The organism is Streptomyces sp. NPDC102278 (assembly GCF_044766345.1).
Lineage (GTDB): Bacteria > Actinomycetota > Actinomycetes > Streptomycetales > Streptomycetaceae > Streptomyces.
The window spans coordinates 40,993-66,447 of the sequence record NZ_JBIWLV010000007.1; the positions used below are offsets into that span (position 1 = coordinate 40,993).

Here is a 25,455-nt window from a genome sequence, read left to right on the forward strand (position 1 = left end):
GCCGGTCGGTCTCAGTTGGCCGGCGAGGTGCCGGGGCCGCCTCGCCGGCGGGCGGCGCGGCGCCTCTCGTGGTGCTGCCTGCGGTCGGTGACCGACTCGTCGGCGGGGGTGCCGGGGGCGATGGTGGGCGGTTCGGCGGCGGGGGCGTCCTCCCGGTCGGTCGGGGGCGTCCCCGGACGCACCGGCGCCGGGTCGGCCTCCGGCCGGTCGAGCAGGTCGGCCAGGTGGCGGATCGTCGGCCGGTCGAACATCTCGACCACCGACACCTCCCGGCCGAACTCCTCGGTGACCCGGCGCTGGACGCGGACCAGGTGGATGGACGTGGCTCCCGACTCGAAGAAGTTCGTGTCGATGCCCAACTCCTGCCCCTCCAGGACCTCCTGCCACAGGGCGACGAGCCGGTCGACGGTGCTGCCCGTGGGACGCGCCACCAGCACGGCCGGCTCCACGGGGGCCGGGGCCGCCGCGGCCGTGACCACGGCGGCCGTGGCCGGCGTGGCCGGCGCGGTCGCTTCCGGCGGTGCCGCCACGGGCGCGGCGGCCCGCGCGGCCAGCGCCTTGCGGTCCACCTTCCCGTTCGCCGACAGCGGCAGCGCGTCGATCACCCGGACATGTCGAGGCACCATGTACTCCGGCAGCCGCGCGGCCAGTTCGGCGCGCACCGCCGCCGCCCAGTCGTGCGAGTCGTCCGCCGGCGCGGAGGCCGGGACGCCCGAGGGCAGGCCGCCGACCAGGGTGTGCAGCACGCTCTGGTCCTCCTCCAACCGCAACGGCGCGCGCAGCGGCTCCGCGTGCACGTCACCGATCGGACAGAGCCCGATCCGGCAGTCGGCGGCCCGCTGGCGCAGCAGTTGCGCCATCGCGCCGGCCTCCAACAGGCAGAACCTGTCGGACAGCCCGCCGTACACGGGCGTCACCGCGCGGTCGCGGGCGACGAGGAAGATCCCGAACCCGGCGCCCGCCACGAGCGCCCGGTTGGCCTCGGAGAACAACGCCGGGTCCAGCGCCCGACCGGCGTCCGGACCGGTCTCCAGCGAGACCAGGGCCGGGCCCGCGGGGTCGAGGTAGTAGACGCCCGCCGGGATCCCGGCGACGCCGCCCGGCGCCACCGCGAGGTAGGTCTGTACGGGATACAGCCCGCCCGCCGAGCCGAAGGCGTACCGGGGCACACCGTCGTCGTCCTGCCGGGCGAGCGCCGTCAACAGCGCGTACACGTCGGCGGCGGGCACGGGGCCGGCGCCGAAGGACGTGGCCGCGCCCCGGCCGGCTGCCGACGCCCGAAGGGCGAGGGTGTCGGCGGGCAGGACGAACGGGAGGATCTCGCGGCCCGCGAGGTCGGCGCGACGGCCCGGCTGGCTCAACCGCCGTTCCAGCAGGCGGGCCTGCTCGGCGCCGAAGACCGCCGGGGAGCCCGACTGCGCACCGGCCACCGCCGCCGCGTCCGACGGACGCGGCGCCGGCTCGGCCACCGTGCGCGCCGCCTCGCGGACCACGTAGGCCGTGAGGCGGGCGGCCGTGCCCTCGCCCTCGACCAGCGCCGCGGCCTCGCGCACCCCGTCGGTGCGCACCAGGGCGGCCTCGATCTCGCCCAGTTCGATGCGCATGCCGCGCACCTTCACCTGCGAGTCCTCCCGTCCGAGGAACTCCAGCTCCCCGTCGGGCAGCAGGCGGGCCAGGTCGCCGGTCCGGTAGAGCCGCTCGCCGGTCGCGGGGTGCGTGGGGAACGCCCGCGCGGTCAGCTCCGGCGCGTTGCGGTACCCCACGGCCAGGCCGACGCCGCCGATGTACAGGGCGCCGGGCAGGCCGGTGGGACGCAGCCGGAACGCGTCGTCCAGGACGTACATCGACTGGTTGAGCATCGGCCGGCCGTACGGGATGCTCGACCGATCCGGGTCGACGGCGCCGATCGGGTGCAGCACCGACCAGATCGACGCCTCGGTGGCGCCGCCCAGGCTGACGACCCGCGCCTTCGGCGCGACCTCCCGGACCTGGTCGGGCATGCCCACGGGGATCCAGTCCCCGCTGAGCATGACCAGGCGCAGGCTCTCCGCGGTGGCCGCGTCGTTGCCCGCGGTGTGGGCGAGCAGCATCTCCATCAGCGCGGGCACCGAGTTCCAGACGGTGACGCCGTGTTCGCCGACGAGCCGGTTCCAGCGCACCGGGTCGCGTTCCTCGCCGGGTCCCGCCAGCACCAGGGCGGCGCCGGCGGCGAACGTGCCGAAGAGGTCGTACACGGACAGGTCGAAGCCGAGCGAGGACAGCCCGAACACCCGGTCCTCGGAGGTCACCCCGAAGCGCTCGTTGATGTCGACGACGGTGTTCAGGGCGCCCCGATGATCGGTCATCACACCCTTGGGGTCCCCCGTCGAACCGGAGGTGTAGATCACGTACGCGAGGTCGCCGGGATCCGTCGCCACCGGTTCGAACGCCGCGTCGGAGCCCGCGCGGGCGAGGGCCTCCTCGAAGCGGACGACGGCGACGCCGTCCGGGACGCGCTCGTGGACGGACGCGGCCGGGGGCACGAGCAGGGCCGCGGCCCCCGCGTGCCGCAGCGAACCGGCTATACGGGCCGCCGGCAGAGCGTCGTCCAGCGGGAGGTAGGCGGCGCCGACCCGGAGCACGCCGATCGCCGAGGCGACCTGCTCCCAACCCCGGTCCGCGATGACGCCGACCAGGTCGCCGGGGAGGACCCCCGCCTTCCGAAGGGCGTGGGCGACGGCCCGGGAGGCCTCCTCCAACTCGCCGTAGCTCAGGGTGCCGTTCGCGGCGATCACGGCGGTACGACCGGGCGAGCGGCGGGCCCGGTCGAGGAACGGCTCGTGCAGCAGGCCGTCCGGGAGCGGCCCCTCGGTGGCGTTGAGCTGCCGGTACCGGGCGGCCTGCTCGTCGGGGAGCACCTCGCGGTGCGGGTCGCCCCAGGCGTCGGCGTCGGTCGCGAGGGCGGTCAGCAGCCCCGTGTACGCGCCGAACATGTCGTCCAGCGTGCCCGGCGCGAACAGCGCCTCCACGGCGTCCCAGGTGAGCCGCAGCCTGCCCTCGTCCTCGCTGATCTGGTGGTCGAGCCAGACCTGCGGGGTCTGGGTGATGGTGTGCGCGACCCGGGCGCCGAGTCCCGCCGGCGGGGTACCGCCGGCGTCGGCCGCGCCGAGTTCGCTGGTGAACACGACGGGCATGGCCGCGGCGGCCACCCCGCGCCGACGGGCCAGTTCGCCGGCCACGCGCACGCCGCTGACGAGCTGGTGGTCCAGGTCCTCCCAGAGCCGCTCCTGGAGGGCGCGGGCCCGCTCCTCGAAGGGGCCGCTGGTCGCGCGGTCCACCTCCAGCAGGCTCAGCGCGGTGAAGTCACCGACCAGCGAGCCCAGTTCGGGATGGTCGCCGACCCGGTTGAAGAGGGTCAGGTTGAGGGTGAAACGGTCGCTGGACGACCAGGTGCCGAGCACGGTGGCGTATGCGGCCAGGGCCAGCGCCGACGGGGTGATCCGGGCCGCGGCGGCGCGCGCCTTCAGCCGCGACCACAGGTCCGCCGGGAGGTGCGCCTCGCGCCGCCGGAAACGGGTCTCGGCCAGCTCCCCGAGCTGGCGGACGAGCGGCAGCGGCGGCGCCGGCGGCAGGGTGTCCAGCCGCTCGCGCCAGTAGGCGAGGTCTCGCTCGTGGCCGGGCCCCGAACGCCGGGCCTGTTCTGCCATGACGTAGTCGCGGAAGGACAACTCCATGGCCCGCGGTTCGAGTTCGCCCCGATAGACGGCGAGCAGCTCACGCAGCAGGATCTGTACGCTCCCGCCGTCCGCGATGAGCGTGTCGATGCTGAAGTGCAGTCGGGCCGCGCCCCCGTCGGTGTGGCTCGCCCGGATCTGGAACAGCGGCCAGGTCTCGGCGGGCAGCACCTGGTGGGACATCGTGTCGCGGATCGCCTCCAACCGTGCCTCGCGCTCGGCGACCGGCAGCGCACGCAGGTCGGCGCGCTCGATGCGGTAGTCGGGCACCTCGGGAAGGATCCGCTGGGTGCCGTCCGCGTCGACGACCAGACGCAGGGCGTCGTGGCGCCGGACCAGGGACCGCCAGGCGCCCTCGAGACGGTCCAGGTCCACGTCGTCGACGTCGAGTTCGACGAACAGGTGGCAGGACACGTCCCCGCCGACGGCGCCGCTGCGGCCGATCCAATAGGCGCGCTGCACCTCGGTGAGGGGGAACGGTTCGTGGCGGGTCGCCGGGTCGGGCAGCAGCGCCGCGGGCAGCTGCGCCCGCTCCGCGTCGTCGGCGGGGCCGGTCGCCCCGTCGGCCGGCGCGTCCACGCCGCGGGCCAGCGCCGCGACGGTCGGCGCCTCGAAGAGGGCGCGCAGCGCGAGCCGGGTCGAGAACGCGCGCCTGATGCCCGCGACGACCTGGGTGGCGAGCAACGAGTGCCCGCCCAGCTCGAAGAAGTCGTCGTGGACGCCGACCCGTTCGATCCCGAGGGCCTCCTGCCAGATGGCCGCGATCCGCTCCTCGGTGGGAGTGGAGGGCGCGACGTACGCGCCGCCGAGGGCGCGGTCCGTGTCCGGCGCGGGCAGCGCGCCCCGGTCCACCTTGCCGTTGCTCGTCAACGGCAGCGCGTCCAGCACGACGAACCGCGAGGGCACGAGGAAGCCGGGCAGCCGGGCGGCCAGCGCCGCACGCATGTCGGCGGCCGCCGGAGGCGAGTCCGGGGCGTCGGGCACCACGTACCCGACGAGGGACGCGCGGGCGGTGCCGAGGCCGTACGCGGTCACCACGCTCTGGCGGACGCCGGGCACGGCGCCCAGCGCCGCCTCGACCTCCCCGGCCTCGATCCGGAAACCGCGGATCTTGAGCTGGTCGTCGTTGCGGGCCAGGTACTCCAACCGGCCGTCGGGCCGCACCCGGACGATGTCGCCCGTGCGGTACATGCGGGCGGCGTCCGCCCCCGTGCCATCGGTCCGGGACGCCCCGGCCGGGTCCGGCACGAAGCGCTCGGCCGTGAGTTCCGGACGCCCGAGGTAGCCCGCCGTCACGCCCGCGCCGCCGATGTACAGCTCCCCGGGGACGCCGACGGGCGTACGGCGGCCGTGTTCGTCCAGGACCCGTACGGTCGTCCCGGCGACGGGACGGCCGATGGTGACGGCGCCCCGCGCCGGGTCGACGGTGTCGCTCGTGGACCACACGGTGGTCTCGGTCGGCCCGTACATGTTCAGCAACGTGCCGGTGAGGTGCTCGTGCAGCCGGCGCGCGAGGTCCGCGTCCAGGGGCTCCCCGCCGAGGAGGAGCCGGCGCAGCCCGCCGAGCGCCCCGGCGTCCGGCTCGTCCAGCAGGACGCGCGCCAGCGACGGGGTGCACTGGAGGTGGGTCACTCCGTGGGCGCGGATCAGCGCGGTGAGCGGGACCTCCTCGACGCCCGGGCCCCCGGAGAGCGTCGTGGGGGCCGGCGCGTCGGACCGGTCGGGCGCCGCCTCGCGCAGCGCGGCGAGACCGGTCAGGGCGCGCAGCGCCGCGTCGGGGTCGACACCGAAGTCGACGAGGCAGGCGACCTCGTCGACGCCCGCGCCCGCGAGCCGCCCCAGGAGGGGCAACCGGTCCTCGACGGTTCCGATGAAGGAGCCGTCCGTGAGGTAGCGGGCCGCCGCGTGGTCGAGCAGCGCCTCCTGGTCGTCGGCGCTGAAGTCGTCGGCGCGGACGTCGACGCCGAGCGTGGCCGCCATCTTCTCGATCAGTCCGACCGAGGACCGCAGGTAGTCGCGGAAGGGCTGCCGGGCATGGGCCCTGACGTCCTCGGCGTCGTCGCCGATGAACGTGTGCAGCATCAGCGTGACGTGCGGCTCACCCGCGTGACCGGCGCTCCGCCACGCCTCGCGGTAGATCGCGATCCGCTCGGTCAGCTCCTCGACGCTCTGGCCCAGAAGGTGCGTGAGCAGCCGCGCGCCGATCTCCCCGGCCTTGCGGCAGGTCTCGGGGTTGCCGGACGAGGTGAGCCAGAAGGGCAGCTCGGGCTGGACCGGCCGCGGCATGACCGCCACGTCCACGCTGCGGCCCGAGGGTCCCTCGAAGGCGACCCGGTCGCCGCGCCACAGCCGCCGCACCTCGTCGATGCCCTCGACCATGAGCTGCTGCCGGTCGTCGTACGCGTCCTTGGCGAGGACGAAGTCGTCCACGTGCCAGCCGGAGGCGAAGGACAGCCCGACCCGGCCGGCGGAGAGGTTGTCGACGACCGACCACTCCTCGGCGACCCGGACGGGATGGTGCAGCGGCAGCACCACGCTGCCGGCCCGGATCCCGATCCGCTCGGTGCTCTGCGCCACGGCGGCGGCCAGCACGGACGGCGCCGGATAGGACCCGCCGAACGCGTGGAAATGCCGTTCGGGCAGCCACACGGAGCTGAAACCGTGGGTGTCGGCGAACCGGGCGCCCTCCATGAGGAGCCGGTACTGGGCCGGCCCCGGGGGGTGCGCCTCGGAGTCGCTGGAGAAGTAGAAGAGGCTGAACTCCGGTACCGCGGCGGGTGCGGGCCCGTCCGTGGTCGACACGGGCCCCGTGGTCCGACGCGGGACGGGCGCGGCCTCGCCCGCGTCGGGGCTCAGGACCACCCGGTGACCGCGGCTGATCGTCCACAGCAGTTCCAGCACGGAGATGTCGAAGGAGACGCTGGTGACGGCGAGCCAGGTGATCGGCTCCGTGTCCTCCCCGGCCGCTTCCCGCGCGTCGTCCCGGCCCGTGACGATCCGGTCCATCGCCGCGAGGAACGCCGTGAGGTTGCGCCGGAGCACCACCACGCCCTTGGGCCTGCCGGTGGAGCCCGACGTGTGGATGACGTACGCGGGAGCCTCGGGATCGTGCGCCCCGCCGGCGACGGGCGCGAACGGCTCCGCCCCCGGGTCGGTCGCGTCCAGGTCGAGCAGCGGCGCCCCGGACGGCACGGCGTCCCGGGTCCCGGCGTGCACGAGCACGGCCGAGGGGGAGGCGTCGTCCAGGACGAAGCGGATCCGCTCCGCCGGATAGCCCGGGTCGAGCGGCAGGTACGCGGCCCCCGCCCGCAGCACGGCGAACAGCGCGGCGACGAGATCGGCGCCGCGCCGCAGACAGACCCCGACCCGGTCCCCGGGGCAGACGCCCGCGGCCGACAGCACGGCCCGGATCTCCTCGACGCGCGCGTCGAGCGCCGCGTAGGTGAGCGTCGGCCCGTCGGGGTCCGCCCCCGACAGCAGCGCCGGCGCGTCCGGGCGCTCGCGTACGGCGCGCGCGAAGGACACGAGCACGTCCTCGGCGTCGGCGGGCAGCGGTCCGCCGTCGCCGGCGAGCGCGGACAGCGCCTCCTCGGCGGGAGTGAGCGCCAGCAGCTCGGACAGCCGCAGCGAGGGATCGGCCGTCCCGCGCCGCAGGACGCGTTCCAGGGCGTCGGTGTAGGACCGCACCGTGTCCGCGTCGAACAGGTCCGCGCTGAACTCGCAGACACCGGAGGTGACGTCACCCGTGCGGGCGAGTTCGAGACTGAGGTCGGTGCGGCACAGTCCGTTGTCCAGGTCGAAGAGTTCGACGTCGATCCCGGGCAGCGAGATCGCGGGTGCGGGCACGTTCCGGTAGCCGAACTGCACCTGGTAGAGCGGCGCGTGACTGAGATCGCGGTCCGGGCTGAGATCGCGGACCAGACGCTCGAAGGGCACCTCGGCATGGGCGAGGGCGCCCAGCGCCGTCTCCCGCGCCCGGCCGACCAGCTCACCGAACGTGGGGTCGCCGGACAGGTCGGTGCGCATCACCAGCGTGTTGATGAACATGCCCACCATGGCGCCCAGTTCCGGACGGTCACGACCGGCCGTCGGCACGCCGACGACCACGTCGTGCTGCCCGGAGTGGCGCATCAGCACCGCCTGCCAGGCGGCGAGCGTCACCATGAAGGGAGTGGCCCGAGCCTGTCGGGCGGCCTCCTCGATGCCCTCGGACAGCTCGCGGTCCAAGGTGAGGTGCACCCGACCGCCGCGGTGCGTCGGCGTGGCCGGCCGGGGCCGGTCGGCGGCCAGGGCGAGCAGCGGCGGAGCGTCGGCGAGCCGCTCGCGCCAGTACCCGAGCGATCGCGCCAGCGCCTCGTCGGTGAGCTCGGCGCGCTGGCGCGCGGCCCAGTCGCCGTACTGGACGGGCAGCGGTTCGGGGCCGCCCCCCGGGCCGCCGGCGCCGCCGGACCGGGCGTCGCGGAACGCCCGGTAGCCCGCGCACAGCTCCTCCACCAGGACGGCGCGCGACCAGGCGTCCCCCACCATGTGGTGGTTGACCACGACCAGCAGGGCGCGGTCGGGGGCGGAGCGGATCAGCAGGGCCCGGAAGAGCCGCTCGCCCTCCAGGTCGAAGGGCCGGCGGGCCTCCCGCTCGGCCGCCTCCCGCTCGGCGGCGTCCGTTCCGCCGGCCGCGTCGGGGTCGATCTCCACCACCGTGAGCACCGGTTCCGACCCCGGCCCCGAGTCCGGCGCCGGGTCCAGGACGCGCTGCAGCGGCCGGTCGCCCGAGGTGTCGACGACGGTACGCAGCGCCTCGTGGCGGCCCACCAGGCCGTTCAGGGCCGCGTCCAGCGCCTCCAGATCCAGCGGACCCGTCAGCCGCAGGGCCACGTACTCGTTGAACACCCCGAGCCCCGGGGTGAGTTGATCCAGGAACCACAGTCGTTCCTGGCCGAGGGAGAGCGGCGCGGGAACGTCCGCGGCCCGCCGCGGCGTCTGCGGGGCGGCGACCGGCGCGCTCTGCGCGGCGGTGTTCCCGCGGGTACGTGCCTCGAACCTGGCGCGCTGTTCCGGAGTGAGCCGGGCCAGGCGCTCCGCGCGTCCGGCGTCTACCGGGGGGCGGCCTGCTGAGTCGGTCACTGGTTCTCCAGGTCGGCGAGAATACGGTCTTCGATGTCCACGGCGAGATCGGCCACACGGCCGCCCTCGAAGAACGCCCGGGCGGGAACGTCCACCCCGAACTCGGCGCGCAGCCGGGCCACGACCTGCGCGGCGAGCAGCGAATGACCGCCGAGGTCCAGGAAGTCGTCGTGGATGCCGACCCGGTCGATGCCCAGCATCTCGCCGTAGATCTCGGCGAGGCGTTCCTCGGTCGGCGTGCCCGGCGCGGTGTAGGCGGTGGCCAGCTCCGGGCGCGGCAGCAGGGTGGTCGAGGGGCGGACGCCGGCGGGCTCGGCGGTCAGCCGCAGCGTCCCGTCGGCCGTGACCTCCGCGCCCGCGCGGGCCACGACGCCCTGGCCACCGGGGCCTTCGAGCAGCGCGGCGAACGCCCGTGCCCCCTGTGCGGGGGTGAGGGCTCCGGCGAGCATGCGCTCCTGAAGGGCGCGCAGGTCGGCCGGGACCTCGGCGTCGCTCGCCATGCCGACCGAGGCCCACATGTCCCAGTTCACCGTGATGACGCGCCGTTCGCCGCGCGCTTCCTCGGCTTCGCCGGCCGCCGCGAGGTAGGCGTTGGCCGCCGCGTAGTCGGCCTGCCCGTAGGTGGGGACGAGGGTGGCCAGCGAGGAGCAGAGCAGCAGCGTGTCCGCCTCGCCGGGCCGCAGGGCGGCGAGCAGGTTGCGGACGCCCGTGGTCTTCGCGGCGAACACCGCGCGGACCTCGTCGTCGTCGCGCAGTTCGACGGAACCGCCGCCGGGAACGCCGGCCGCGTGCAGGACGCCGTCGATGCCGCCGAAGGTCTCGCGTACGCGGTCCAGGGCCTCGGCGAGGGAGCGCGCGTCGGCGACGTCCGCCCGCAGACAGAGCACCTCGGTGCCCCCCGCCCGCAGGTCCCTGACGAACTCGGCGGCCGGCCCCTCGTCGTCGCCGGCGACCGGGTGACGACCCAGCAGGGCGATCCGCGCCCCGGCGGTACGGGCCAGATGGCCGGCCAGCGTGCGACCGATGCCCCCGAAACCGCCGGTGACGACCCAGACCGCGCCGGGCGCGGTCCCGGCGGACGGCGTCGGGACGGCGGGCCGTGTCGTCTCGACGGCACGGGTGAACAGGTCGGTGCCGCGCAGGGCGAGCAGGCGGGCCGGGGCGGCGACGACGGCACGGAGCACGTCGAGGGCGGACTCGGGGTCGAGCCGGGCGCCCGGGGCGAGGTCGACCTGGGCGCACCGGAGGTTGGCGTACTCCTCGGGCAGGACCTGCACCGGACCGCTGAGCAGGGCCGCCGCGGGGTCGGGGCGTTCGCCGTCGAGGACGCGGAACGCGCCGGCCGTGAGCACCCCGAGGCGCACGTCGTTGACGACGCTCGCCTCGGTCATGGCGCGGGCCAGCCGGACGAGGCCGAAGTACCCCTGCGTCCCGTCGTCGGCGGCGGGCGCCAGGCCCCAGCCGTGGACGATCGCGGTGGGGGTGCGGACCAGCCCGCGCAGGTCGGCCAGCAGCTTCGCGTACTGGCTCGGGTCGCCGGGGTCGATCTCGTACACGCCGCGGCGCACCCGACGGTACTCGGGGCCGGGCCGCACGACGGTGACGATCTGCCCCCGCGCCGTGATCAGGTCGATCAACGGCTGTGTGGCGCCCTCCGCGTCGGACAGGACCAGCCAGGTCTGGCGGCGCGCGAACGGGTCGGCCGGTACCTCGACCCCGGGACCGAGCGGTCGCCAGACGACGCGGGCGTGGACCGCGTCGGCCTCCGACGACTCCGACGGAGCCGAGGCCGAAGCCGGGGTAGGGGCCGGGGTGTCCGCCGCCGCAGCGGTCGGGCCGGGCTCGATCCAGTGCGGCAACCGCTCGAAGGGGTAACCGGGCAGGCCCACGAGCCTCGCGTCGGCGCCGGCGGGCTCCCACACGACGGGGGCGCCGTGGGCCCACAGTCCGCCGAGGGACAGGACCGCGCTCGCCGGCTCGTCGTCGGCCGAGCGGCGACCGCGCGAGGGCAGCGGCGCCGGCGCGAGACGGGGGGTACGGGTCCGGCCCGCCATGGCACCGTCCTCGGCGGTGTCCGCGCCCGCGGAACGGACCAGGTCGGTGAGCACGCCGCCGGGGCCGTTCTCCACCAGCACCAGGTCCTCGTCCAGGGCGAGGAGCCGGCCGAGGCCGTCGTGGAAGCGCACGGGGGAGAGCATCTGCCGGGCCCAGTAGGCCGGGTCGCAGGCCTGCTCCGCGGTGATCCAGTCGCCGGTGACCCCGGAGAGGAAGGGGATGCCGGGGGCGTGCAACGGTACGGCGGCCAGCTCCTCGGCGAACCGGGCGGCGGCCGGCCCGCACGGGGCGCCGTGGAACGCCCGGTCGACGGGCAGCCGCAGCGCGCGGACATCCCGCTCGGCGAGCGCGGCGGCGGCCCGCTCGACCGCGTCCCGCTCCCCGGACAGGACGGTGGCGGCCGGGCCGTTGACGGCGGCGAGGTCCAGGCCGTGCGCGGCGGCGATCTCCGCCGCGTCCGCCTCGCCCAAGGGCACCGCGAGCATGGCGCCCGGCGGCATCTCCTCCATCAACCGGCCCCGGGTCGCGGCCAGCGCCAGCGCGTCCGGCAGTTCGACGACCCCCGAGAGCAGCGCGGCGGTGAACTCGCCGAGGCTGTGGCCGAGCAGCGCGGTCGGGCGGATGCCCCAGTGCGCCCACAGCCGGGACAGGGCGTACCCGAGGGCGACCACGGCGGGCTGCACGACGGCGGTGCGGCGCAGCTGCTCCGGGTCACCGTCGCGCAGCAGCTCCGTCAGGTCCGATCCGAGGTGCGGGCGCAGGATCCGGGCGCACTCGTCGAGCGCCTCGCGGAACACCGGGTGCGCGCGGTGCAGGCCTGCGGCGGTGCCCGGTACCAGGGCGGCCTGTCCCGGCAGCAGGAAGGCCACGGGTGCGTCGCCGCGCTCGGTGCGGGCGCCCACGCCCTCGCGGCGGTCACCGCCGCGCAGGGCCGCGACGGCCCCGGCGGTGTCGCGGGCGAGCACGACCCGGCGGTGGGCGAGCCGCCGCCGGCCGCCGCGCAGGGTGCGCGCGACGTCGGCGAGGGCGAGTTCGGGGTGGGCGGCGAGGTGGTCGGCGAGCCGGGCGGCGACGCTGTCGAGCGCGGTGGAAGTGCGTGCCGACAGCGGCAGCGCGACCGGCACCTCGGCCCGCGCCCCGGCCGGGGCGCCACCCGTCGGGGCGGCCTCGCTCACGGGCGCCGCGGGCGCCTGCTCCAGGATGACGTGGGCGTTGGTGCCGCCGATGCCGAAGGCGCTGACGGCGGCCCGCCGCGGACCGTCGGTGACCGGCCAGTCGGTGAGCGCGGTGGGCACGAAGAACGGACTGCCGGACAGCCCGGCCCCGGGCTCCGCGGCATCGACGTGCAGGCTCGCCGGGATCCGGCCGTGGCGCAGCGCCTGTACGGCCTTGATGAAGCCGGTGATCCCGGCCGCGGTGTCCAGGTGGCCCAGGTTCGACTTCACCGAGCCGAGTCCGCACCAGGCCCCGGGCGCGGCGTCCGGCCGGGTGTCGGCCGCCCGGTAGGCGGCGGTGAGCGCCTCGACCTCGATGGGGTCCCCGATGGGCGTGGCCGTGCCGTGGCCCTCGACGTACCCGATGCTGCGCGGGGCCACGTCCGCCACGGACAGCGCCTCGCGGATCACGGCGCTCTGGCCGCTCACGCTCGGCGCCGTGTAACCGGCCTTGTCGGCGCCGTCGTTGTTGACGGCCGAACCGAGGATCACCGCGTGCACGCGGTCCCCGTCCGCCAGCGCGTCGGCCAGCCGCTTGAGCACGACGACGCCCGCGCCGTTGCCGAAGACCGTGCCGGCCGCGTTCGCGCCGTACGGCTTGCAGTGGCCGTCGGCCGACTCGATGCCGCCCTCCACCGGCAGGTAGCCGGAGCGGTGCGGCACCGTGACCGTCACGCCGCCCGCGAGCGCCATGTCGCACTCCTGGGAGAGCAGGCTCTGCACGGCGAGGTGCACCGCGACCAGTGAGGTGGAGCACGCGCTCTGCACGCTGACGGCCGGGCCGCGCAGATTGAGCTTGTACGCGGCCCTGGCGGCCAACTGGTCGGGCTGGTTGCCCTGGAACAGCAACGGCACGCCCAGCTTCTCCCGCAGATCGGTGCGGGGCAGCAGGTTGTGGATCAGGTAGGTGCTCAGCAGCGAACCGGCGTACACCCCGATCGGCCCGGCGGCCCGGTCGGGGTCGCACCCGGCGTCCTCCAGCGCGGCACAGGCGGTCTCCAGGAAGATCCGCTGCTGGGGGTCGATGACCGAGGCCTCCAGGGCGCCGTAGCCGAACAGCGCGGAGTCGAAGCCGGCGACGTCGTCGAGGACCCCCTTCGCCGGCACGTACCGGGGGTGGGCGTACTCGGACTCGGCCACGCCGCCGGCGCGCAGTTCCTCGGGGGAGAAGCGACTGACCGCCTCGGTACCCGCCGCGAGCAGCTCCCAGAGCGCGTCGACGGAATCGGCTCTCGGGAACCGGCCCGCCATGCCGACGACGGCGATCCGGCCTTCCACGTCGGCCCGGTCATCGGGTTCCGGCAGAAGCTGCTGTGCGTTCAAGGTGTTCTCCGTCAGGGGGTGGGTGCGGCGCCGCGCCGGTGCGTGACTTCGGTGGGACGGTCGGGATCGGCCGGTGTCAGACCGCCATCAGATAGCTCTGGAACCGGGGCATGAGGAACTCCAGCGCCCGTACCTCGTCCTCGGTGAGTTCCGGGTGCCACACGTCCCAGAGCAGGACCGCGCGCTGCCGCGTGCCGCGGTTCTCCGCCTCGTGGATGAAGCTGTCGTCGAAGAGGATGACCTTGCCCTCCTCCCAGCCCCGTTCGTCGTCGCCGACCGTGATGACACAGCCGTCCGGGACGATCAACGGGAGGTGGGCGGTGAGCAGCAGGTTCACCCCGCCCGTGTGCGGCGTGATGTGGACGCCCGGGTTGAGGATGGTGAACATGCCGTCGCGCGGCCCGTGAGGGGTCGACTCCACGGCCTTGACGGTCGAGGGGCAGCGTTCGAGGACCTCGTCCCGCCAGGTGCCGTTGCGGTAGAGCTGGTAGGTGTCCCAGCCCTGCCAGCCGAGCTCCTTCGTGTACATGTCCTCGTACGGGGCGAACCGGGCCTGCTCCGCACGGAGCGCCAGGAACTCCTCCTTGATGCCGTCGTACGCGGCCTCCATCCCGGCCGTCCAGGGCTGCGCCGCGGCGTCGTGCCACGGCAGGGCGCTGATGCCGGGGAAGAACAGCCGGGTCGGCTCCTGGTCCTCGTGCAGGTACTCCGGCGCCCGCTCGCCCACGAGGATGCGCAGGCACTCCTCGACGCGTTCCAGCCCCCGGGAACCGACCGCGTTGCGCAGCTCCGCCATCACGTCAGCGACGTCCATGTCAACCTCTCTCGTCTTCCGCTCTGTTTCTGCTCTGTGGGGTACGTGTGCCACTTGTCCGTCGGGTACCGCCGTCACCTGCGGCGGGACCGCAGCGCGGCGCGGCGCCGCGCTCCGCGCGAGGCGGCCTCGTCGGATCCGGCGGCCGCGGCGGTGCCGGCACCCTCGCCCAGTCCGGCGACGAACCCGGCGACGGTGGGGCGGGCGAACACGTCGACCAGGCGGACCTCCCGGCCGAGCCTCTCGCCCAGTTCCAGTTGGAGGCGGGCGGCGAGCAGCGAATCGCCGCCCGCCTCGAAGAAGTTGGTGTGCCGCCCGAAGGAGTCACCGCCGAGCACCCGCCGCCAGGCGTCGGCGACCACCTGCTCGGCGCCCGCCAGCGGCGGCTCGCCGGCGCGGACCGCCGCCGCCGCCGGTACCGGGAGCCGGGCACGGTCGCGCTTGTTGGTGCGGGTCCGGGGCAGCGCGTCCAGCAGCACCACGGTCTCCGGGACCACGGCGGCCGGCAACCGGTCGGCGAGGTGCGCCCGCAGATCGGCGCCGCTCACCCCGTCGGCCGCGACGGCGTACCCGACCAGGCGGGGCGTGCCCGCCCGGTCGTGGAGCGCCGCGGCGGCCTCCCGCACGGCCGGATGCGACTCCAACAGCGCCTCGATCTCCTCCAGTTCCACGCGATTGCCGCGGATCTTCACGAGGCTGCCCGTGCGGCCGGTGAAGGCGAGCTCGCCGTCCGGCAGGAAGCGGCCCAGGTCTCCGGTGCGGTACAGCGTCCCGCCGGGCCGCCACGGGTCGGGGACGTACGCCTTGGCGCTCTCCTCGGGCCTGTTGCGGTACGAGCCGGCCAACAGGTCGCTGCGCAGGTGGATCTCGCCCACGACACCGACCGGGCAGGGCCGGCCCCGGTGGTCCAGGACCAGGGCCTCCCGACCCGGGATCGGCACGCCGATCGGCACCGAGTGGGGGAACCCCTCGCCGGGCGCGAGTTCCCGGTGCGTGGCGAGCACGCACTCGGTCGGCCCGTACAGGTTGTGCAGGGCCGGCCGGTCGGGCCGGTCCGCCCAGGCCGCGGCCAGGGACGGGGGCAGGGCCTCACCCGCGAGCAGCAGGTGCTCCAGGTCCGGCAGCCCCTCACCGGTACGGTCCAACGCCTCGGTGAGCACGGTGAGGAAACCGGGCACCGTCTGGATCTGGGTGATCCGTTCGGCGCGCAGCCAGCCGGCCAGTGCGACCGGATCGTGGCGGGTGCCGTCGGGCGGCACACAGAGCGTCGCACCGTGGCACAGGGCCGCGAACACCTCCGTGTAGGCGGCGTCGTAGGTGAACGGCGCCCACTGCGCGACACGGCTCCCGGGCCGCACCGAGAAGCGGGACCCCTGCCAGTCGGCGAACTGGGCGAGCGTCGCGTGCGGCAGCACGATCCCCTTGGGCGTACCGGTGGAACCGGACGTGTACACCAGGCACAGCGCGTCCTCACCGGTCGTCGCCGGTGCCTGCGGCCGGGGGCCCGCGGTGAGGTCGCCGGCCGGGGCGCGCGTGTCGCACCGCTCCACCGGGACGTCGCCGAACCGCGCCGCCTCCCGGTCCCACAGCGCGGGATACGCCGCCAGGGACGAATCGGCGGCCAGCAGGACGACCGGGTCCGCGTCGGCGAGCACGGCCCGCAGCCGCAGCTCGGGACCGACGCCGTCGAGGACCGCGAACGCCGCGCCGGTCTTTGCCACGCCGAGGACGGCCGCGGTCTGCGCCGGCCCGGTGGGCAACAGCACCGACACGAAACGCCCGGGGCCCGCGCCGCGCGCCAGCAGCCGGACCGCGATGTCGTCACTCCACCGGTCCAGCTCCGCGTAGCCGACCTCCACCCCGGCGTACCGCAAGGCCGGCGCGTCGGGGCGCTCGGCCGCCCGGGCCCGGAACAGTTCGTGGACCGGTACGCGGTGGGCGGCGCGGTAGGCCCCGGGCTCGGCCGCGGGCCGCGGCGACGGCGTCTCCCCGTGCCCCAGGTCGACGTCGTCCGGGTTCGCGTCGGGGTCGTCGAGCGCCGCGTGCAGCAGGGTCTCCAGCCGACGGACGAACCGGACCGCCGAGTCGTCGCCGAAGCGGGAGACGGCGTACTCCAGCACCCCGTCCATCCGGTCGGCGTGCTCGTCCAGGGCGAGCGTCAGGTCGTACTTCGCGGTCGCGGTGCGCACCGGCCGCAGCGCACCGGCGACGTCGGCCAGTCGGACCAGGTCGGGCGCCGCGTCCTGCAACACCAGCGAGGCCTGGGCGAGCGCCGGCCGGCCCGGGTCACCCGCCAGGCCCAGTTCGGCGACGAGCCGGTCGAAGGGGACCAGCGGCCGGTCGAGGTCCGCGGCGAGGAGGCGACCGGTGCGGGAGGCGAGTTCGGCGAAGCCGGCCGCACCGGAGAGGTCCAGCCGCACCGGCAGGGTGTTCACCAGGTTGCCGACCAGACCCTCCAGCCCGGGCGCCTCGCGGTTGGCGACCGGCACGGCGACGACGACGTCGTCGGTCGCCGCGTAACGGCCCAGGAGATGGCCGAACACGGTGAGCAACACGGTGAACGGCGTGACCCGGAGCCGGGTGGCCGTCCGGCGCAGCCGCGCGGTGACCTCGGGGGACAGGACCACCGGCACGGTGCGCCCGGCCCCGGGGACGTCGGCGCGGGCCTGCGGATCGGTGGGCAGGGCGAGCACCCCGGAGTGGCCGGCGAGGCGTTCCCGCCAGTACGCCAGGTGTCCGGCGCGCACGGCGCGGCCCTCGGGTGCGGCGGCCGCGCCGGCGTGGCCGATGAACTCGGCGCTCGGCCGCGGCAGTCGCACGGCCCCGGCGGCGTGCACGCCGTACAGCGCGCCGAGTTCGCGGACGGCGACGGACACGGACCAGCCGTCGACCGCGATGTGGTGGGCGGTGCAGAGCAGTTCCGTGCGCCCGCCGCCCCGTACCAGGGTGACGCGCAGCAGCGGTCCCACCGCCAGGTCGAAGGGGCGGGCCGCCTCCGCGGCGGCGATCGCCTCCCACACGTCCTCGGCGTCGGCGCCGGGGGAGCCCGGCAGGTCGACGACGGCGAGCGCCACCGACTCGGCGGGCAGCCGGACCAGGACGGGGCCCTCGTCCTCCCATCCGACGCGCGCCGCGAGCACTTGATGGCGGGTCACCAGATCGCGCAAAGCGGCCGCCAGGGCGGCGGCGTCGACGTCGCCGTCCAGACGGACCGCGCCCGCCAGGTTGTAGGCCGCCGAGTCGGGCGCGAGCCGTTGGGCCAGCCACAGCTGCCGCTGCTGGTCCGTGAGGGGCACCGGATCGGCGGGTCCGAGCCCGGCGGCGGCGGCGAGGGCGGCGGGCACCGGATCGGCGTCCCGTCCGGTGGGCGCGGCGACGGCCGAGCGGGCCAGGGTGGCCGGGGTCGGGTCCGCGTAGAAGGCGGCCAGCGACGGGGCCCGACCGAACTCCGCGCGCACCAGGCCGATCAGCCGTCCGGCCGCGATCGAGTTGCCGCCCGCCGCGAGGAAGTCGTCGCCGGTGCCGACCGCGTCCGGGGCGAGCCCCAGCACCGCGGCCCAGTGCCGCACGACGGCGCGTTCGACGGCGGTGACCGGGGCGGTACGCCCCGGGCCGGACCGCAGGGTGCGCGCCGAGCGGGTCAGCGCGGGCCGGTCGATCTTGCCGCTGGTGTTCAACGGGAGTTCGGCGACCTCCTCGAAAACGGCCGGGACGGCGGCCGCGGGCAGTCGCTCGCGCAGCTGTCCGCGCAAGGACTCGGTGGACACCCCGCCGGCGCCCGCCGGAACCACGAACGCGACCAGGCGCGGGCCCGAGGCCCCCGTGCGGTCGATGACCACAGCGACCTGCCGTACGTCCGCGTGGGCGCCCAACAGGGCCTCGATCTCGCCGAGTTCGACGCGATGACCGAGGATCTTGACCTGCTGGTCCACCCGGCCCAGTACGACCAGGCGGCCGTCCGGCAGGTACCGGGCCAGGTCGCCGGTGCGATAGACGGTGCCGCCGGTCGCGGTGACCGGGTCCGGCACGAAGACGGTCGCGGTCAGCTCCGGCCGGTTCCAGTAGCCGGCCGTCACGCCCGCGCCGCCGATGACCAGTTCGCCGACGGCGCCGACCGGCACGGTGCGACCGGCTCCGTCCAGGACGTGGCAGACGGTGCGGGCGACCGGACGGCCCACGGTCACCGGCTCGCCGGGCAGGACGCGCCCGACGGTGGACCAGATCGTCGTCTCGGTGGGCCCGTACAGGTTCCACACCTGGGAGCAGCGCTCCAGGAGCCGCCCGGCCAGGGTCTCGTCGAGGGCCTCGCCGCCGCTGAGCGCCCGAAGGCCGCGCAGCCCCGGCCAGCCACCGTCCAACAGGCCCCGCCACAGCGACGGCGTGGCCTGCATCAGCGTGGCACCGGACTTCTCCAACAGCGTGCCCAGGGCCTCGGCGTCGCGGACCGTCTCACGCGGCGCGATCACCACCCGGGCGCCGGCGACCAGCGGGGCGAACAGTTCCAGGACGCTGATGTCGAAGGTGAGCGAGGTGACGGCGACGAGCACGTCACTCTCCTCGATGCCCGGCTCCCGCACGACGCTGTGCAGGAGGTTCGCCACGCAGCCGTGCGGCACCGCGACGCCCTTGGGCGTCCCGGTGGAACCGGAGGTGTACATCAGGTAGGCGAGGGCCTCGGGCGCCGGACCGTCGGGGAACGGCACCTCGCCGGCGGCGGGCGCGGGGCCGTCCAGCAGCTCCCGCGGGTCGAGACGGGGCGTCCCCTCGCCCGCGGCGCCCGAAAGCGCCGCGCCGAGCGGTTCGTCGGTGACCAACAGCCGCGCGCCGCTGTCCTTCAGCACGTGCGCCGCGCGCTCGTCCGGCATCGCCGCGTCGAGCGGCACCAGCACGGCGCCGGCCCGCCACAACCCCACGACGAGCGGTATGAGTTCGGCGCCGCGCCGGACCCGCAGGGCCACCCGGTCGCCCGGCCGCACCCCACACCGGCCGGCGAGCGCGGCGGCGACCCGGTCGGCCGCGCCGGCCACGTCGGCCCGGGTGAGGATCCCGTCGGCGGAGCCGACGGCGGGGGCGTCCCCGTCGCGCAGGGCGAGGACGCGCAGCGCCCCGGGGACGGCGCCCCAGGCAGGCGCCGCCGGGTCGCTGGTGTCGAAGTCCCGCACAATCCTGCGGGTCTCCCGCGGCGTCATGAGCGGCAGCTCGGCGATGGGCCGGCCCGGGTCGTCCGCGGCGGCGGCCAGCAGGCACGACAGCGCGTCGGCGAAGCCGGCGACGGTCTCCGGGGCGAGCAGTGCCGTGCGGAACTCCAGCGAGGCGTCCAGGTCGCCCGACGGCCGGGGCCGCAGGAACAACGACAGGTCGTACTTGGCGGTGCCGCTGTGCGAGGGCGCCGGAGTGGTCTCCACACCCGGCAGCCGCAGCGTCGTGGTGGGGCCGCTGTGGAAGGCGTACATCAACTGGAACAGCGGTGTACGACCCTGGCCGGACCCGGGGCCGAGATCCTCGACCACCAGGTCGAAGGGGGTGTCGCGGTGCCTGAGGTCCGCCTTGAGCGCCTGCCGGGTGCGGTGCAACGCCTCCCGGAAGGTGGGCGTCCCGCTCAGGTCCACCCGGTGCGCCATCACGTTGAGCAGTGGGCCGATCATGGCGCCGAGCGCGGGACGGTTGCGGGTGGCCACCGGCATGCCGACGACGAGGTCGTCCTGCCCCGCGTACCGCTGGAGGACGACGCAGTACGCCGTGAGCACGACGGCCGAGACGCTGGTGAGTTCGGCGCGGCCGAGAGCCGAGAGCCGTGCGACCAGTTCCGCGGGGACGGTGAACCCGTGCAGCGCGCCCGCCACCCGCGCGGCGGCCGGTGCCTCGGCGTCGGCGGCGACGCGCCGCCCGTCCGACGGCAGCCGCACCGGCTCGGGATCGCTGCCGAGCCGCTCGCGCCAGTGGTCCAGGCCGCGACCCGCGTCCGGGTCCGTGCGCTGCCAGGTCGCGTAGTCGCCGAAGTCGACGGCGGGCCGGGCGAGTTCATTGTCAAGGGAGTCCCGAGAGGCGTCCTGGCCGCCCGTCTCCACCACGTACCGGGCCGCCAGTTCCTCCAGGAAGACCCCGAACGCCCAGGCGTCCACCACGATGTGGTGGGCGGTGAACAGCAACAGGTGCTCCCGCTCGGCCAACCGGAAGAGGTGCGTGCGCATCAACGGCGGACGCCCGGACAGGTCGAACGGGACGGCTGCCGCGTGGGCGACGAGTTCGACCAGACGCCGCTCGCGGTCACCGCGCGGGTGCCCGGTCAGGTCCACGCGCCGCACGGTCGGACGCGCGAGGTCCTCGAAGCGCTGTACCGGCTCGCCGTCCTCGTCGGCGACGACGGCGCAGCGCATCACCTCGTGGCGGGCGGCGAGTTCGGCGAGGGCGCGTTCCAGCGCGTCGGCGTCCACCGGCCCGGTCAGCCGGAACGCCGCCGTCTCGTTGTGCAGGGCGGTACCCGGCAGCACCTGTTCGGCCCGCCAGATGGCCCGCTGGGCGTACGAGAGCGGCGCCGTGCGCCGGTCCGGGCGCGAGGGCAGGGGCGCGACGGGGCTCATCGGGTGCTCCTCGCCGTGTCGGAGTGTCCGTCGCGGGCGGTGGTGATCACGGCGGCGAGCCCGGCGACGGTGGGTCGCCTCACGAACGCGCCGACGGGGACGTCCACGGCGAAGCGGCTGCGCAGTCGGTCCAGCAGCCGGGCGATGGCCAGCGAATCGCCTCCGAGGAGGGTGAAGTCGTCGTGACGACCGATCCCGGGCAGGTGCAGCAACTCGCTCCAGACGGCCGCGATCTCGCTCTCCAGCCCGTCCAGGGGAGCCTGCCCGGCGTCCGCGGCGTAGGCGGCGGAAGGCAGCGGCAGGGCCCGGCGGTCGGTCTTGCCGTTGAGGGTGCGCGGCACCGAGGTGAGTCGTATGTACACGGAGGGCCGGCTTCCGGGGGCCAGACCGGCGGCGGTGTGGGCCCGCAGTTCCTCGTCCGTCACCCCGTCGGCGACGACGTACGCGCAGAGCACGGCCTCGGCACCCGGCTCCTCCACGGCGGCCGCGCAGGCGTCCCGCACCCGCGGGTGGCGCCGGAGCACGTCCTCGATCTCGCCGAGTTCGATGCGCACGCCGTTGACCTTCACCTGCTGGTCACGCCGGCCGAGCACCTCCAGGACGCCGTCCTCGCGCAGCCGACCCAGGTCGCCGGTGCGGAAGCGGTCGCCCTCGCGGAACCCGCCGGCGGAACCGTCGAGGTACCCGCCGAGCGGGAAGGGGGTACGCAGTTCCACCTCGCCGATGGCGCCCGTGACGGGCTTCCCGCCGAGCAGGACTCGGACCTCCACGCCGGGCATGGGACGGCCCACCGGTACGGTCTCGGCGACGGCGTCCTCGGCGGTCAGCCGGTGGAACACCTTGGTCATGGTGGTCTCGGACGGCCCGTACAGGTTGACGAGTTCCTTGGCGTCGCCGAACAGCCCGCGCCACCAGGCGACGTCCGCGGCCCGCACCGGCTCCCCGGCCAGCAGCACGGCCCGCAGCCCGGGCAGGGAACCCGCGGTGAGCCCGGCGGATCGCAGCGTGCGAAATACCGTCGGCACGCAGTGCAACACCTCCACGCCGCGCTCCTCCAACCACGCGGCGAGCGCGGATCCGACCGGCACCCCGCCGGATCCGGCCACCTCGACGCTCCCGCCCGCGCACAGCGGGAGCAGCGCGTCGCGCAGGAACGCGTCGAAGCCGGGCGAGGTGAGCAGGGAGATGCGGGTGCCGGGGCCGATCCGCAGCTCCTCGGCCTCCCAGTCCAGGAAGTGGGCGACGGCGGCCAGGCTGCCCCGGATGCCCTTGGGGCGCCCGGTGGTGCCCGAGGTGAAGTAGACGTACCCACCGTCGGGGACGTCGAGGGCGCGCCAGTCCTCGGCGCGCCACGCCGCCGCGGACCGCGCCCCGACGCGGACCTCCTCGGCGTCGATCCGCACGGCGTCGCCCGTGCCGCAGCCTTCGAGCGCGGCGCGCCCGGCGGCGTCGCACACGACGTGGTCCGGATCCAGGTCCTCCAGGATCGCCGTCCAGCGGGCGGCCGGCTGGCGCACGTCCACGGGGGCGAACGCCCTGCCGGCGGCGGCGCAGGCAAGGATGGTCGCCATCACGGCCACGGGGTCGGCGCAGGCCACCAGCACCGGCCCGCGGCGCGCCGGCTCGTCGCCGTCCGCGAGGGCGGCCCGCAGACCGGTCGCGAACTCGGCGAGCTCCCGACGGCTCCAGACGCGGTCGGGGGTGGTGACCGCCGGGGCCCGGCCGTCGTCCTCCACCTGTCCGGCCCAGCGGTCCAGGATCTTCGTGTGGCTCACAGCTCTCCGTTCGTGATCCGTCGCGCCACGACCGACAGGGGGTCGATGGCAGGGAATTCGTCCGCTCGACCCGACTCCTCGATCGCCCGGGTGACCAGGTGGAGTTCGGTGCACGCCGCGACGTACGCGTGCACGCCGTAGCGCGACAGGGTGGCGCGCAGGAAGTCCACCGACGCGGCCGGGTCGTCGCCGCGCTTGATCCGGTACACCTCCCGGTGGAGGGCCTCCTGGTCGGCCGGATCCAGCAGCACCAGTCGGTGCGCCGACTCGGCCGCGCGCGGGCCGGAGGTGAGGATGCCCGCCTGGGCGGTCCCTCGGGTGCAGAGCAGCAGGTGCGGCTGGTCCGTGCGGGCCAGTTCCTCGTGGATGACCTCGACCAACGAGATGCACCGCTTGGCCAGTTCGGGCGGCAGGTGGTCCAGTACGTGATGGGCGGTCACACAGGCGATGACCACGCGCTCGGCCCCGGCGGAGACCAGTGCGCGCACCGCCGTCTCCACGGAGCGCAGCAGCGTTCCCAGTTCACCCCGACCGATCGCCTCGGTGCGGTCGACCACCGCCGGGTCCGACCAGAGCAGGATGCGGGGCGTGTCCTGTTCGGCCTGCCCGGCGCAGGACCGGTAGACGGTCCGCAGCAGTTCCGTGGAGGCCAGCGGCCCCATGCCGCCGACCACGCCGACGAGGGGGTGGGCGGGGCCGTTCGCAGCGGGGGAGGGCGGACAGCCACCCTCGTCGTCGGAGGTGGAGCGGGTCATCCGAGACACGGCAGATCGAACTCCTCGACGAAAAGCGCGAACGTCGCGATGAGCATCAGGTAGTCGGTGTCGAGGTGCGCGTGGACCTGACCGCCCTGGTCGCGCTGTCGGCGTACGAGCGCGGCGACCGTGTCCGGGTTGAAGTACCCCTGCTTGCGGACGACCGCCGGCGACAGCAGCTCCTCGAACCAGTCGGCCTCGCCGCCGAGCAGGTGGCTGCTGGTCTGGCCGCGGAAGCCGAACTTGGGGCGCGCCAGGACCTCGTCGGGAACGCGTCCCTCGGCCACCCGGCGCAGTACGGCCTTCTCCCGACCGCGGGCGACCAGCAACTCGGGAGGCAGCGCGGTGGCCTGGTCGACCACGGCGCGACCCAGGAACGGGAAGCGCAGCTCCACGCTGTTCGCGAGGGACATCCGGTCACCGTGGTCGCCCAGCAGGTGATCGGCGAGCCGCAGGTGGAAGTCCAGGTACGACCGCTGGTGCAGGGGGTGGCGCCCTCTCAACTTTTCCGGCTCGACCAGGCGTTGCGTCGTGACGGAGAAGCCGTCGAAGGCGTCGGCGAGATCGTCGGCGTACAGGTCACGGCGGAACTCGTGGGCGGGCAGCTGGTCCTGCTCGTACCCGATGTCGAGTCCCCACATCCGATGTCGGATCTCCCGCTCCAACTCGGCGTCCAGGCCGCTGAGGCGACTGCCGCCCAGACCCGCCGCGTCGAAGCGGTATCCGGGGTAGCCGCCGAAGAGTTCGTCGGCGCCCTCGCCGGTCAGGACGGCGACGGTGCCGTCGTCCCGCACGGCCGCCGAGAGCAGCATGGAACTGACGTTGTACGACTCGCGGACCGGTGTCTCGCTGTGCCGGACCATGTCGGTGAACCGCCGGGCCAGGTCCGTGTGTCGGATCGGCACCTCGTGGTGATCGGTGCCCAGGCGGGCGGCGACGAGCCGCTGGTGGGGGCTCTCGTCGAAGTCGTGGTCGGGGAAGACCGCGGAGTAGCTCGGCCACCGGTGCCCGGGCCGCGCGGCGGCCGCGAAGGCGCCGATGAGGCTGGAGTCCAGGCCGCCGCTCAGGTACAGCCCGACCGGGACGTCGGCCGCGAGCCGGGTTCCGACGGACTCCGTCAGGAGCGCTTCCAGGTTCCGGGCGCAGTCGTCCAGTCGCCGGTCGAGGGCGTCGGTCGGGACGGGCTCCAGATCGGCGGCCTGCGGGAAGTCCAGGTCCCAGTAGCGCTCCACGGTCACGCCGGAGGAATCGGCGACGAGCCGCTCACCGGGGCGCAGGGCGTGGACGCCCTCGAACATCGTCCGCGGGCTCACCAGGCCGGGCAGGGTCATGACCTGGTCCAGGCCGCGCAGATCCACCTCGGGACGCACGGCGGGATGGCGCAGAATCGCCTTGATTTCCGAGCCGAAGACGAGAAGGCCGTCCACGACCGTGTAGAAGAGCGGCACGATGCCGGCGTGGTCGCGCGCCAACAACAGCCGTCCGGCGTCCGCGTCGTGGAGCGCGAAGGCGAACTGCCCGTCGAGGTGCGCGGTCAGGTCGTCCCCGTACTCGCGGTACAGGTGGACCAGGACCTCGGTGTCGCACTCGGAGCGGAAGCGGTGCCCGCGGGCGTGCAGCGAAGAGCGCAGAGCGCGGTGATTGTAGATTTCGCCATTGCAGACGGAAACGATTCTCCCGTCCTCCGATGAATGTGGCTGATTCCCCCGTTCGAGGTCGTTCAGCGCCAGCCTGCGAAAGCCGAGAGCAATTCCGTCACGGACATGAAATCCGGAATCATCCGGACCGCGGTGGGTCAGGCACGCGGCCATGTCGCCAACGATTTGCCCGCTGGCCGCTTTCGCCCGATCCAGGCAAAATATACCCGCGATTCCACACACTTCGATAGTCCCCGTTCACACCTGCCCGGTCGACAAAACGGCAGGTCAAGCTGTTTCGCAAGATGAGCGTGGTTCATGAATGAAAGTTCACGAAACCTTATTCCCCGACCCGCACGCTACCAGGGTGACACCGTCCTTCCGCAAGACCATCAGGCATCTTCTTCGTGCATTGTGAGAACGCACTCACTGGCCCGCCCACCCATCCGGCAATAAGCTCGCAAGGC

Annotated in this window: 7 protein-coding genes; all 7 read right to left on the reverse strand. The window is 74.9% G+C overall.

The annotated features are described in order from the left end of the window. Positions 1 to 11: 11 nt before the first annotated feature. Complete coding sequence (locus ACIRO3_RS18810; protein ID WP_404137898.1) at positions 12 to 8,834, reverse strand: amino acid adenylation domain-containing protein; 8,823 nt, start codon at positions 8,832 to 8,834, stop codon at positions 12 to 14. Next, a complete protein-coding gene (locus tag ACIRO3_RS18815; RefSeq protein ID WP_404137900.1) occupies positions 8,831 to 13,426 on the reverse strand; it encodes an SDR family NAD(P)-dependent oxidoreductase in 4,596 nt (1,531 codons plus the stop codon). The genes ACIRO3_RS18810 and ACIRO3_RS18815 overlap by 4 nt, the downstream gene beginning before the upstream one ends. Positions 13,427 to 13,502: 76 nt before the next feature. Then, entirely contained in the window at positions 13,503 to 14,240 is a 738-nt protein-coding gene (locus ACIRO3_RS18820; protein WP_366148281.1) for an aspartyl/asparaginyl beta-hydroxylase domain-containing protein, read from the reverse strand. A 74-nt stretch (positions 14,241 to 14,314) separates the two neighbouring features. Beyond that, the gene (locus ACIRO3_RS18825; RefSeq protein ID WP_404137904.1) at positions 14,315 to 20,821 is read right to left on the reverse strand and encodes an amino acid adenylation domain-containing protein; all 6,507 of its coding nucleotides are present in this window, start codon (positions 20,819 to 20,821) and stop codon (positions 14,315 to 14,317) included. Further along, positions 20,818 to 22,596, reverse strand: a complete 1,779-nt coding sequence (locus ACIRO3_RS18830) for an AMP-binding protein (RefSeq protein ID WP_404137907.1) — start codon at positions 22,594 to 22,596, stop codon at positions 20,818 to 20,820. The genes ACIRO3_RS18825 and ACIRO3_RS18830 overlap by 4 nt, the downstream gene beginning before the upstream one ends. Then, positions 22,593 to 23,351 (reverse strand): aspartate/glutamate racemase family protein, encoded by a 759-nt coding sequence (locus ACIRO3_RS18835; RefSeq protein WP_404137909.1) that lies wholly within the window; start codon positions 23,349 to 23,351, stop codon positions 22,593 to 22,595. Before ACIRO3_RS18835 ends, ACIRO3_RS18830 begins: the two co-directional genes overlap by 4 nt. Next, positions 23,348 to 25,231 carry an asparagine synthase (glutamine-hydrolyzing) gene (gene asnB, locus ACIRO3_RS18840; RefSeq protein ID WP_404137912.1) on the reverse strand — a complete coding sequence of 628 codons (1,884 nt, stop codon included), beginning with the start codon at positions 25,229 to 25,231 and terminating at the stop codon, positions 23,348 to 23,350. Before asnB ends, ACIRO3_RS18835 begins: the two co-directional genes overlap by 4 nt. Positions 25,232 to 25,455: the final 224 nt, after the last annotated feature.